The sequence below is a fragment of the Mesorhizobium sp. L48C026A00 genome, assembly GCF_000502375.1.
GTDB classification, from domain to species: domain Bacteria; phylum Pseudomonadota; class Alphaproteobacteria; order Rhizobiales; family Rhizobiaceae; genus Mesorhizobium; species Mesorhizobium muleiense.
The window spans coordinates 1-11,693 of sequence record NZ_AYWU01000028.1 but is presented as its reverse complement, the minus strand read 5'-3'; the positions used below and the strand labels follow the sequence as shown (position 1 = coordinate 11,693).

Sequence of the window (11,693 nt, the reverse complement as noted above, 5' to 3'; positions counted from 1 at the left end):
AAGAGGGAGGCTTCGATGAAAGTCTATGGAATGCAGCATGTCGGCTTTACGGTGCCCGATCTCCATGAGGCCGTGGCGTTCTTCACCACGCTGTTCGGCGCGGTGGAGTGCCTGTCCACGGGACGGGTCGAGGCCGATGACGAGTTCATGCGCCGGCGTCTCGGCGTTCCGGGCAACACCCGGATCGAGGACATAAAGGTCCTGCGTGTGGGTAAAGGCACCAATCTCGAAATCTTCCGTTACTCCGGTGATGCCGAGCCCGACGCCTCGTTGAAGCGCAACAGCCAGCCAGGCGGTTTCCACCTGGCATTCCAGGTGGACGACTGCACGGCCGCGGCCGTGCGGCTCCGGGAGGCTGGCGTCGCTGTTCTCGACGGCCCCACCTATGTGGACCAGGGACCGATGGAGGGCCTGACCTGGTGCTATCTCCAGACGCCCTGGGGCCAGTTTCTTGAAATCGTCAGCATGGACGGCCCCCTCGGCGCAGAACGCGCCGGCAGTCCCGCGCAGTGGTCGCCCGTGACGAACAATTGATATCCGAACATGCGGACCCCGTAACGCGTGGCGTTTTGGTTAAGCGTTTCATCATCGGGGATTAGGAGGAGAAGGAATGAAAAAATTTAGGTCTTGGGCTTGCGCTGCGGCACTAGCAGCCACGGCCAGCTCGGCCGCCGCCGAGAAGCCTTTCGAGGGCGTCGAACTGAAAATGCTCGGAATCGGCGACACATCGGTGACGCGCCTTGCGCCGATCGTCGGCGAATTCGAGGCGCTGACCGGCGCCAAGGTGCAGATCGACATGTTCCCGTATCCGGGGCTTGTCGACAAGATTATTATAGAAGCAAGCTCGAACTCGCCGTCCTACCAGCTGCTCTGGGTCGACAGCCCCTGGGTCGGCATGCTCGGAGAAGCCGGCGCGCTCGTTGACCTGACGGATCTCGCCAAGCGCGACGCCGCGGAAATCAAGCTCGACGACATCATCCCGATCCAGTTGCAGGAAAATACCTGGCAGGGTCAGCTTCTCGCATTTCCCGCATCCGGCATGACATGGCTCATCCAGTATCGGGCGGACCTCTTCGAGAATTCCGCGGAGCAGGCCGCGTTCAAGGCGAAGTACGGCTACGAACTGGCCGCGCCGACGACGTGGGATCAGTACCTCGACATCGCCGAGTTCTACACCCGCAAGAAAGGTGAGATGGCGGGCGGCAAGCCGCTCGAAACGGACCTCTACGGTGCCAGCCAGTCCTACAGCCGCGTGCAGGGCGCCATCACGCATGACTACTTCCCGTTCATGCGCTCGTTCGGCGGCGACTATTGGAATCCGGCCACGGGCCTTTGCGCCATGACCGGCGAACCGCACATCAGGGCGGCTGAGTACATGAAGTCGCTCATCCCCTTTAATCCGCCGGACTACCTAGGCCTCATGTGGGATATCCAGTCCGGCTACATGGAGCGGGGCGAGGCCGCGCAGGCCGCCTACTGGTCGGTCCGTTCGGTGCGCCTGACCAACCCCGCCGAAGCCAAGCTCGCGGAAATCGGCAAGGCGGGCTTCGCAGCCAATCCGACGGACGGCGGCAAGCCGCAGCCGACCTATACGGGCGCCCTCTCCTTCGCGATCAATGCGAAGGTCTCGGACAAGGAAAAGGAAGCCGCCTGGGCCTTCATCAAGTGGTCCACCAGCGAAGAGATCATGCGGCGCTTCGCCGAGGAAGGCAACGGCGTAAGCCAGTTCCGCAAGGCGATCCTCTCCGACCCGGCGCTGCAGCAGAAATATCCGTATTACAAGGTTCTGCTCGAAAGCCAGGTCAACGCGAAACGCAGGATTTTCCACCCGTTCTACCAGGACGCCGAGGAAACCTTTGGCGTCGAGTTGAACAAGTTCATGGCGGGCGAAACCGCAACGGCGGAAGAAGCCCTGACCACGGCCTGCAACGCGGTGAACTCGCGCCTGAAGATGTTCCCGCTGGAAACGCGCCTGCGCTGGATCGCGGACGTGCCTGCAAACGTCCTTGCCGACTGATGCGCACGTCCGTCCGCGCCGCCCCTGCCTCCCTGGGGCGGCGCTCCCGACAGCCGGAGCTCCGCCATGGCCTATCAAGCAAAGCGTAACAGGCACGTCTTTCTTCTCTTCCTGCTGCCGGTGGTGGCCGTCCTGTTCCTCACCACAATCTACCCGATGCTCTATGCGGGCTGGTTGTCTTTCCGCAATTACGACCTCGCCAAACCCTTCATCCCGCGCATTTTCGTCGGCTGGGCCAACTATGCCGAGATCTTGACTTCGGGTTCGTTCCTCCACGCGCTGCTGACGACGCTCAAGCTCATGGCGATGACTCTATCCGTACAGCTCGTGCTCGGGGTCGGCGTTGCACTTCTCGTGACTCAGCGCCTGCCCGGCATGGGCATCGCGCGGACGCTTCTCCTCATCCCGATGATGATCTCGCCGGTCATCGTGGGGCTCGTCTGGCTGTTCGTCTATTTCCCGGAACTCGGCTATCTCAACTACTTCCTCAGCCTCGTCGGCTTTCCCGCGGTGGGCTGGATCACCACCACCAACTGGGCTCTCTGGGCGATCGCCATCGGCGACATCTGGCAATGGACGCCCTTCATCATGATGGGCACCGCCGCCGCGCTGCATTCGCTGTCGCCCGAGCCGTACGAGGCGGCGATGATCGACGGCAATTCGCGATCGGACGTGTTCTGGCGCGTGACGTTGCCGCAACTGAAGCCGGTGCTGATCAGCCTGATGTTCCTGCGCGCGATCGATGCCTTCAAGATCTACGACATCATCTTCGTTCTGACCAAGGGCGGGCCGGGCGACTCCACCGAAGTGATCTCCATGTTCATCTACAGGGAGTCCTTCACCTTCTGGCGCATGGGCATGGGTGCTGCGGCATCCTTCGTGTCGCTCGCGATCATCACAGTCCTCGTCACCTTCTTCTTCAAGTCGCTAAACCGCGACCGTGCAACAGCGGAGTAGTCCCATGAACAAGCCTTCGACCCGCCAGGCCGTCCTCGTCTATCTGCTCCTGGCGGTGGTGCTGATCATCTTCCTGACACCGATCTATCTGGTCGCGTCCTCCTCGGTGAAACCCGCGCCGATCATGTTCCAGAAGCCGCCGGCCTTCTTCTTCACGCCGACCTGGGACCACTACCACGTGCTGTTTACCGAACGGCCGTTCCTCAAGTTCATCGGCAACAGCCTGGTCGTGGCTCTCGGCTCGACGGCCATCAGCCTGTTCTTCGGATCGCCCGCCGCCTATGCGATCAGCCGCATCAAGCACCGGCGCATGAACGACGTGGCGTTCTGGATACTTTCCCTGCGCATGTTTCCGCCGATCACCGTCGTCGTGCCCTACTACATCATCTTCAAGACCGCCGGACTGCTGGACACGCCGATCGCGCTGATCATCGTCTATTCGACCGCCAACATTCCCCTGGTCGTCTGGCTGATGAAGGGCTTCTTCGACGAGGTGCCGCCTGCCCTCGAAGAGGCGGCGATGGTGGACGGCTATAGCATCCTGGAAACCTTCTGGCGGGTGACACTGCCGCTCGCCGCACCCGGCCTCGCCGTCTCGGCGGTGTTCTGCTTCATCTTCTCGTGGAACGAGTTCCTCTTCGCCTTGATGCTAACGGGGTCGAAGGCGCAGACCGCGACCGTCGCTGTCATGTCCTTCTGGTCCTCGGATGCCGTCCAGTGGGGCCGCATCATGGCGGGTTCATTCATCATCCTCATTCCCGGCGTCGTCTTCGTGCTGACCTGCCAGCGCTGGCTGGTCCGCGGATTGACGATGGGCTCTGTCAGGTAAGGAGGGGCGCATGTCGTCCATTGCATTGGAAAAAGTGGTCAAGCGCTATGGCGCGATCGAAGTCGTCCACAGCATCGACCTAAGCATCAAAAAGGGAGAATTCGTCGTTCTGCTTGGACCGTCGGGCTGCGGCAAGACGACGACGCTGCGCATGGTGGCGGGGCTCGAGGATGTGTCCGACGGCCGGCTCTCGATCGGCGGCAGGGTCGTGAACGACGTGGCGCCCAAGGACCGGGGCGTCGCCATGGTTTTCCAGAATTACGCGCTCTACCCGCACATGTCCGTGCGGCAGAACATGGAGTTCGCCCTGCGCCCGCTGAAGCTTACCCCAGCCGAGGTCGACCGTCGCGTCCGGGAAACCGCTGCCATTCTCGGCCTCGATGCGCTTCTAGCGCGCCGGCCTTCCGCGCTTTCCGGCGGCCAGCGTCAGCGCGTGGCGATGGGCCGGGCAATGGTGCGCACGCCCGATGTCTTCCTCTTCGACGAGCCTCTGTCGAACCTCGACGCCAAGCTGCGAACGCAGGTGCGGTGGGAGATCGGCAAGCTGCACAAGCGCCTGGGCACTACCATTCTCTACGTCACCCACGACCAGGTGGAGGCCATGACGCTGGCCGACAAGATCGTGATCATGCGCGACGGCCATGTCGCGCAGGTCGGCAGTCCGGAAGACGTCTACACCCGGCCATCGAACACCTTCGTGGCCACCTTCATCGGCAGCCCGGCGATGAACCTCATTCCCGCTCGCCTCATGGGCGGACGCCTACAGGCCGAACCCTTTACCCTCCCCCTGCCTGACCGCTTTGCCGGCCGCACCGTCGAGGGACAGGCGCTGCTGATCGGCGTGCGGCCGTCGGACATCGCGTTGACGCCGGTCGACGCACCCGGCGCCATGGGGGCCACGGTCGAGGTGACCGAGTATCTGGGCGACGACGCGCTCTTAGACATCAGGGTCGGCCCGCATGAACTGATCGCCCAGGTTCCCGCGGCGAACCGACCGGCAAACGACGCATCGATCAGCGTCACCTTCAGCACCGCCGGACTCCATCTCTTTGATGCCGCCACCGGCGCTTCGCTTCTCGCTTGAAAGTCTGGTTCCCATGCCGATAGAAATCGTTATCCCCTCCCGTCAAACCTTCGAACTTACGCCCTACGAGGATCTGCCCCTGCAATCGGGTGAAATCCGGGGACCAACGCTCTGCACGCTGATCAGCCAAGGGACAGAGATCGGCTGGGCCAATGGCGAGACCTTCCCGATACGACCAGGCTATGCCGCGGTCTTCCAGGTCGAGGAGCTTGGCGAAAGCGTGGTCGGCGTAAAGAGGGGCGAGCGGCGCTTCGCCATGGGATGCCACAGGTCGACCCAGACGCACGCCGCCGAAAACACCCTGCCGCTCCCCGAAGGGCTGCCATCCGAAACGGCCGTCATCGCACGGCTGATGGGCGTCTCGATGACGACGCTGATGACGACGAAGGCTCGCCCCGGTGATCGCGTCGTGGTCGCCGGCGCAGGTCCAGTCGGTTTTCTGGCGGCCCACCTTTTCCGCATCGGCGGCTATCGCGTGACGGTGGTGGATCCAGACGCCACGCGGCGGGAACAGCTGACGAGAAGCGGCATTGCTGACGTGCGCGCAGCGATGCCCTTGGAGGACCCCAACCTTCAGGGTCAGGTCGCGCTGGTGGTGGATTGCTCCGGGCATGAGGGCGCCGTTCTCGACGGCTGCCGCATCGTTCGCCGCCTCGGCGAAGTGGTCCTCGTCGGCGTCCCTTGGAGAAAGCTGACCGAGTTGTCTGCCCACGATGTTCTGAGCGCCGTCTTTATTAATCACGTCACGCTGCGGTCTGGCTGGGAATGGGAACTGCCCATGCACGGGCGGACCTTCCTGTGGGACGAACTGTTGGAAGGCTACAATAATGCACCACAATCGATCTTCGGCGGGTTCGCCCGTGCTCTCGACTGGCTCGCCAACGGTATGATCCCTCTTGACGGGCTAGTGCATCGCGCAGCGCCGGAGGACCCGGCAACGCTCTACGCTGGCATCATGGGTCGTCGGATCGCCGAGCCATTCATCGTCGTGGACTGGTCGCGAACATCGACCAATCCATGGGATTGAAAGAAGTCGAACGCAGACCGTGTAGTTGGGGAGGATAACATTTTGTGGGGCAACTGCTGACGTGCTGGCTCCTGGAGGTTATGACAGCGCGGGAATATGGCCACAGAAGGAGCGGGTCCTCTGGCACGCATGCAATTGAAATTGGAGACGTCTCCGGCCGCCGACGGCAACGAAGTCTTCCAATTCAAAATCTGGCTTAGGGGCATCAGCCCGATGATCTGGCGACGGGTGCAGGTGTCGGCGGACATGACGCTGCGCGAATTGCACGGCGTCATTCAGGTGGCGATGGGCTGGGAAGGCATTCACCTATTCCAGTTCAACCTGCGGGCCGCTCGGTTTGGCTCCCTTGAGCTCTCGGCGCGGTCGCCGGATGTCGCATTGAAGGAGCTTCGCCTGCGAAAGGGCGCCCGCTTCACCTAAGAATACGATCTCAACATTTCGTGGGAGCACGAGGTGCGGCTTGAAGAGCAGCTTCATCGGCAGTCCGGCAGGACCTATCCTCGTTGCGTCGCCGGCAACGGAGCTTGTCCGGCGGAAGGTTGCGGAGGTCCGGCCGCCTATCTCGTGCAGCGCACCGCCTGGCACTCCGATGAGGGGCTCGACGATCTGGCTGTGATGGCGGAGTTTGTCGATGAGGTCGTGCTGAAGGATCACACGGAACACCTCGAGGATTCAGATTTGGCGGAGGAGATGAGAGATGTTCTGGAGCGGCTCGAAATCCGGCGGTCATGGCAAGGCACGCCCTTCTTGCGCAGGACGGTCAACACCCGGCTGAAAAAGGGCGATCATTTGAGCCTCATGCATCAGCAATGGTGAGATCGCCTTGCCTCTTGCCGGACAATGATCGGCAAGAGGGCTGCAATTTCGCCCTGGCGATGTTGCATGCCGGTGTGGCGGTAAGGCCCGGCCAATCGAGGCCGTAAACAGCACCGGGTTTTCCACTCCGTTCGTTCTGAAAACCCCCAACACCAGGAATTGTGATGCGTGAGGATGCTTCTGCAAATCATCAGCGACGACGAGACGCCGGCTCCAATCGCGGAAATCGCGACATTGACCAAGACGACGAGCGGTGCGGAGGATCTTGGCCTAACGCTGGCCGAAGGCAAGGCGCTGCTCGCCGCCGCCCAGCAACGCATCGTCGAGAGGCAGGTCGATTGCTGGCTCGATCAGCACCGCAAGGTTGACGGCCGGCGCCTGCGCAGCAAGGGCAGTTACCCGATCACGTTTCGCACCCTGTTCGGCGACGTTCGGCTGAAAAGCCCACGCTATTATCTCCCGAAAGATCAGCAGACAGACGGACCAGCGACCGTTTCGCCGCTGACGAAACTGATCCCGGGCCACATCGCGCCCGAACGCCTCTATCTGGAGACCAAATGGTCCTCGCTCGTCCCCTATGCCGCGGCCGCCGAACTCCTGGCCGATGTGCTTCCCGTTGATGACGGCGCCAATGCCATGACACTGCGTCGGCATACTTTGGAGGTCGCCAATCGCGTCGAAAGCGAACTGGCCGAAGAGCGTATTTCATTCATGGAGAATCCGTGCCCGCGCGACTGGGAAGCCTTGCCGGTCCTGACGGCCGCATCGTCTTGGCGCTGGACGGCGGCTATGTCCGTGACTGGCGGGAAAAGAAACGGAATTTCGAGCTGATCGTCGGCCGCTCCCTGCCCGAAGATGGCAATCCAAGCTATATCGGCTTCGTTCATGGCTACGATCGCAAGCCACAACGCCGCATTGTCGATCACCTCAAACGCCAGGGCATGCAGGCCAATCAGGATTTGACCTTCATCACCGATGGCGGCGAAGAAGTGCGCTCGCTCGCTGAATTGATCAGCCCGTGCAGCGAACATGTGCTCGACTGGTTCCACATCACTATGCGTGTCACTGTCCTGCGCCAATACCCCCAAGGACTGGTGCATCACGACAGGGAAGCCGGAACGGAAATACTCGACAATCTCGGCCGGATCAAATGGCTGCTCTGGCACGGCAACAGCTTTCGGGCGCGCGAGGTAATCGACGACCTGAATTTCGATGTCGAGGCGCTGGATACGGGCTATCCCAACATGCGCAAGTTCGTGACCGTTGTCAGTGAGTTCCAATTCTATATCGCCAGCAATGAAGCCAGCCTGATCAATTACGGGGAACGCTACCGTTGTGGCGAGCGGATTTCATCGGCCTTCGCCGAAGCGACCGTGAACGCCGTCATCAGCAAGCGCTTCGCCAAGAAGCAGCAAATGCAGTGGAGCCCGCGCGGCGCTCACCTGCTTCTGCAAATGCGCGCACAAGCCCTCGACGGCACACTGTGCGACACCTTCGAGACCTGGTATCCCGGCATGGCAAACGACAACACCGAGCGCGGCAATCATCCGCACGCAGCATGACTGCCCCACAAATGTTATGCTTCCCTAACAGCTCATCACGACGTCACCTCGGAGGACGAGAAAAGACTGTTGAGCGGGTACGAGCTGCCTCGGTCGTTCGCTCGATCGAAAGCACAGTGCGTGGAGGAAGTTCGCCATCATGCAGCGCGAGAAGATGTTCGTCTGCTTCCTTATCCGCGGCCGTGAGCCGATGGTTGAGACGCAGAAAGTCCATCCAGGTTGGCGTGCGGAATGTCTCTGTCCAAACCGAAGGCGTTTGAAGGTTCCGTTGGAGCGTCCAGTTTCGTGCACCGGCACGGCTAAGAGCGTGCCGCTTTGCGCGCATACAGCCGAGAAAGGCGTCGATATTCTTCTCGGATATGGAATAGTCGACCTTGGCAACGATCGGGCCACTCCTGGGCTTCAGGTCGAGTGCCAGCTCCGGGGCGGGAAAATCCGAACTTTCCTGATGCGTTTCTTCCCATGGACGTATCGGCAACAGTATCCCCGCTGCTGCAACCAGCACCAGAGCCCCCGCGGCACCCTCCAAAGCCCAGGTCAAGGAGTAGTTCTGCGCGACGGACCCCCAGATCCAGCTGCCCGCGGCCATACCGCCAGCGCTCAAGGCGTAGTAGATCGAGAGCGTGCGGCCGACTACCCACCTTGGGCTTGCCAGCTGCACCGACACGTCAATGCCCGTCCAGGTGATCAGCCAACCCGCGCCCCCGAGCGCCATAAAAATTGCTGCCACAGCGACCGACGAGGTCAGTGCCAGTGAAAGGCAACATGCTGCGCAAGCGACAGAGGCGAAGGCCACCAGCCTGTTTTGAGACGTGATCCGCCTCAGGAAGCCGTTGCTCATGCCCGCGATGAAAGCGCCTATGCCGAAGCCGGCCAACAGAATACCGTAGACGATCGGCCCGCTTGCCAGCTTGTCCCGGACGACGAGAGGCAGCAGCGCGAGGATGGAGATGCTTGCCAACCCGAAAAGGGTTGCACGGGCGATCGCCGACCTGATCTCCAGGGAGATCACCGTGAAGCGCACTCCGTCATGAATCGCCATCGTCATTCTCTCACGGGGAAGAGGCGAAGAGCGAACTTTCCATTTGGTGCGCCATATTGCGCTTAGAGGCGCTAGATCACTCAGCGCGGCCAAGGCGAAAGCGGCCAGCGGCCCAAAGAATGCCATGATCACGCCGCCCAAAGCCGGGCCAACGCTGCGCACGATGTTGTATCCGACCGACATAAGCGTCACCGCAGCCGGAATGTCGCGCTTGTGGAGGATATCGCCCACGGACGCATGCCAGGCCGGATCAGTTAGCGCGAAGCCGCAGCCAGCCAGGAAACCCAATCCGAGTATCAGCCAAGGATGGACAAATCCCAGACCCACTGAAACCATCAGCGTCGTTGATGCCAATGCTATCAAGCAGTGCCCCGCAAACATCACCCATCGGCGGCTGAAGTTGTCGGCGATGGCTCCCGCGAGGATTGAGAGGAAGAATACCGGTAATGTGGATGCGGCCTGCACGAGCGCGACCATCAGATCCGAAGCCGAAATGGTGACCATGAGCCAACTGATGGCGACTGTTTGCACGAGCCATCCCAGGCTGGATATCTGTGTAGATATCCAGATCGAACGAAACATCTGGTTCCGAAGCGGGGCAAACGTCGTTAGGACGGACGGGTGAGGATGTTCGTGCTGCATACGTTTTTTACCTTCGAGGAGCCGATTCTCTATTTCACGGCTGCCACGACTGACTTTTTGTCTTTACGATGATGTGTAATCGGTCAGTACTTCCAGGGCATGACCCAGCACCCCGCTTCCGCATGCTCCAAGGTCATCCTTTGGTGTCGACATATCGGTTACCGGTGACCCGCTCAATCCTGAGTTCTTCAGCCAGGAACTCGGACCGGCAGTGTCGGATCGAGCTAAACGGACGGCGCAGGTGAATCTCCGTCTTGGTGAGCGCGAATTTCCTGCCTCCTTTGCGGCCGCGCGCCCCGGCTGCGGCGTGTCCGGCCAACCTCGCCAGTTGAAGTAGGTCGCCTGGCTGATTCCCGCCCGCCGACAGATCTCCGCGACAGGAATCCCGTCCGCTCCCCTACTTCAAAATAAACGCCTTCTGCGCGTCCGAAAACTTCGATGCCTTCATCGTTCTCCGCTCCTCCCAGCCAAGGGACGTTACCGCGGAAAGCTCCACTTTCGAACAGTCCAGTTTTCACAGGTCAGAGCAGCACGATTTGCTTCCTGATGCGCGCCGACCCGGAGGATATCCGCGCGGCGCTCTTCGCCGAAAAGTCACGGGCGAACTGCCATTCAGGCCCTTCCCCTCCGGCCACACCCCTCCGGCCACACCAGGCAGGCGCCGCTGCCGGAGATGTCTTGAGCCGGAGGGGACGAGCGAGTGGCAGCACAGATGCAGAAAGTGCTTTCTCCTCACGTGAAGGAGCTCGGTGCTTCCGCGCCGATTCTAAAATCTTGCTCTTCGCCCGCCCTCCTCCGTCTTGACTAGCAGGAGCCTACGGCCTATCTCACTGCCGCGTTAGCACTCGCTTCTGGTGAGTGCTAACCACNTCCGTCTTGACTAGCAGGAGCCTACGGCCTATCTCACTGCCGCGTTAGCACTCGCTTCTGGTGAGTGCTAACCACGCTCCGGCAACGGAGAACCGTTCAACATCCGCACCAGGGAAATCCAAAAATGGCAAAGTCGAATTTCCGGCCGCTGCATGACCGCGTGGTCGTTCGCCGCGTCGAGTCCGAAGCGAAGACCGCCGGCGGAATCATCATCCCCGATACGGCGAAGGAAAAGCCGCAGGAAGGCGAGATCATCGCCGTTGGTTCCGGCGCCCGCGACGAAGCCGGCAAGCTCGTCCCGCTGGACGTCAAGGCCGGCGACCGCATCCTGTTCGGCAAGTGGTCGGGCACCGAAGTCAAGCTCAATGGCGAAGACCTTCTGATCATGAAGGAATCCGACATCATGGGCATCATCGGCTGAATATCGGCCTCACCGTCACTTAAATCTTCGGGCTCAATTCAAGCCCCTGCCAGGAGCTAAAAATGGCTGCCAAAGACGTAAAATTTTCCCGCGATGCCCGTGAGCGCATGCTGCGCGGCGTCAACATCCTCGCCGACGCAGTGAAGGTCACGCTCGGCCCCAAGGGCCGCAACGTGGTCATCGACAAGTCGTTCGGCGCCCCGCGCATCACCAAGGACGGCGTCACCGTCGCCAAGGAAATCGAGCTTGANGGTCATCGACAAGTCGTTCGGCGCCCCGCGCATCACCAAGGACGGCGTCACCGTCGCCAAGGAAATCGAGCTTGAAGACAAGTTCGAGAACATGGGCGCGCAGATGGTCCGCGAAGTTGCTTCGAAGACCAACGACATCGCCGGCGACGGCACCACGACCGCGACCGTTCTGGCG

Annotated in this window: 11 protein-coding genes and 3 pseudogenes; 11 read left to right on the top strand and 3 right to left on the bottom strand. The window is 61.2% G+C overall.

The genetic code is table 11. The features are described 5' to 3' along the window. Positions 1-15: 15 nt before the first annotated feature. Positions 16-534: a VOC family protein gene (locus tag X738_RS73445; RefSeq protein WP_023802608.1), complete on the top strand. Its 519-nt coding sequence runs from the start codon at positions 16-18 to the stop codon at positions 532-534. 51 nt (positions 535-585) lie between these two features. Here the strand turns inward: X738_RS73445 and X738_RS87605 are convergent, their stop codons facing one another. Beyond that, entirely contained in the window at positions 586-798 is a 213-nt protein-coding gene (locus X738_RS87605) for a hypothetical protein (protein WP_245277806.1), read from the bottom strand. Between X738_RS87605 and X738_RS73440 the strand changes: the two genes are divergently transcribed. The 8 genes and pseudogenes from X738_RS73440 to X738_RS85330 all read left to right on the top strand — a co-directional run bounded on the left by X738_RS73440 (position 785) and on the right by X738_RS85330 (position 8,292). Next, positions 785-2,017, top strand: a complete 1,233-nt coding sequence (locus tag X738_RS73440; RefSeq protein WP_245277805.1) for an extracellular solute-binding protein — start codon at positions 785-787, stop codon at positions 2,015-2,017. The two genes, X738_RS87605 and X738_RS73440, sit on opposite strands and share 14 nt — an antisense overlap. 66 nt (positions 2,018-2,083) lie before the next feature. Continuing rightward, positions 2,084-2,974, top strand: a complete 891-nt coding sequence (locus tag X738_RS73435; protein ID WP_023802606.1) for a carbohydrate ABC transporter permease — start codon at positions 2,084-2,086, stop codon at positions 2,972-2,974. A gap of 4 nt (positions 2,975-2,978) precedes the next feature. After that, positions 2,979-3,803, top strand: a complete 825-nt coding sequence (locus X738_RS73430; RefSeq protein ID WP_023802605.1) for a carbohydrate ABC transporter permease — start codon at positions 2,979-2,981, stop codon at positions 3,801-3,803. Between the two features lie 10 nt (positions 3,804-3,813). Further along, positions 3,814-4,887 (top strand): ABC transporter ATP-binding protein, encoded by a 1,074-nt coding sequence (locus tag X738_RS73425; RefSeq protein WP_023802604.1) that lies wholly within the window; start codon positions 3,814-3,816, stop codon positions 4,885-4,887. Positions 4,888-4,900: 13 nt separating this feature from the next. Beyond that, positions 4,901-5,914: a zinc-binding dehydrogenase gene (locus tag X738_RS73420; RefSeq protein WP_023802603.1), complete on the top strand. Its 1,014-nt coding sequence runs from the start codon at positions 4,901-4,903 to the stop codon at positions 5,912-5,914. 96 nt (positions 5,915-6,010) lie between these two features. Beyond that, positions 6,011-6,730, top strand: a pseudogene (locus X738_RS87600) (plasmid pRiA4b ORF-3 family protein). Positions 6,731-6,898: 168 nt separating this feature from the next. Continuing rightward, positions 6,899-7,561, top strand: a complete 663-nt coding sequence (locus X738_RS87595) for a hypothetical protein (RefSeq protein ID WP_245277804.1) — start codon at positions 6,899-6,901, stop codon at positions 7,559-7,561. Then, positions 7,453-8,292 (top strand): ISKra4 family transposase, encoded by an 840-nt coding sequence (locus X738_RS85330; RefSeq protein WP_245277803.1) that lies wholly within the window; start codon positions 7,453-7,455, stop codon positions 8,290-8,292. Before X738_RS87595 ends, X738_RS85330 begins: the two co-directional genes overlap by 109 nt. Before the next feature lie 43 nt (positions 8,293-8,335). Here X738_RS85330 and X738_RS73405 read toward each other — a convergent pair whose 3' ends face one another. Both X738_RS73405 and X738_RS83475 read right to left on the bottom strand, forming a co-directional pair. Further along, positions 8,336-9,976: an MFS transporter gene (locus X738_RS73405; RefSeq protein ID WP_023802598.1), complete on the bottom strand. Its 1,641-nt coding sequence runs from the start codon at positions 9,974-9,976 to the stop codon at positions 8,336-8,338. Positions 9,977-10,297: 321 nt separating this feature from the next. Next, positions 10,298-10,424, bottom strand: a pseudogene (locus X738_RS83475) (transposase); the annotation flags it as partial. A gap of 546 nt (positions 10,425-10,970) precedes the next feature. Between X738_RS83475 and groES the strand changes: the two are divergent. Together groES and X738_RS89305 are read left to right on the top strand one after the other, a co-directional pair. Continuing rightward, a complete protein-coding gene (groES, locus tag X738_RS73400; RefSeq protein WP_023802596.1) occupies positions 10,971-11,267 on the top strand; it encodes a co-chaperone GroES in 297 nt (98 codons plus the stop codon). Between the two features lie 62 nt (positions 11,268-11,329). Further along, a pseudogene (locus tag X738_RS89305) lies at positions 11,330-11,693 on the top strand (TCP-1/cpn60 chaperonin family protein); the annotation flags it as partial.

Bases quoted from the DNA above. Each gene is read 5' to 3' on its own strand.
- X738_RS73405 (WP_023802598.1), bottom strand. From the start codon at position 9,976: ATGCAGCACGAACATCCTCACCCGTCCGTCCTAACGACGTTTGCCCCG.
- X738_RS73425 (WP_023802604.1), top strand. From the start codon at position 3,814: ATGTCGTCCATTGCATTGGAAAAAGTGGTCAAGCGCTATGGCGCGATC.
- X738_RS73435 (WP_023802606.1), top strand. From the start codon at position 2,084: ATGGCCTATCAAGCAAAGCGTAACAGGCACGTCTTTCTTCTCTTCCTG.
- X738_RS73420 (WP_023802603.1), top strand. From the start codon at position 4,901: ATGCCGATAGAAATCGTTATCCCCTCCCGTCAAACCTTCGAACTTACG.
- X738_RS87605 (WP_245277806.1), bottom strand. From the start codon at position 798: ATGTCGATCTGCACCTTGGCGCCGGTCAGCGCCTCGAATTCGCCGACG.
- X738_RS73445 (WP_023802608.1), top strand. From the start codon at position 16: ATGAAAGTCTATGGAATGCAGCATGTCGGCTTTACGGTGCCCGATCTC.
- X738_RS73430 (WP_023802605.1), top strand. From the start codon at position 2,979: ATGAACAAGCCTTCGACCCGCCAGGCCGTCCTCGTCTATCTGCTCCTG.
- groES (WP_023802596.1), top strand. From the start codon at position 10,971: ATGGCAAAGTCGAATTTCCGGCCGCTGCATGACCGCGTGGTCGTTCGC.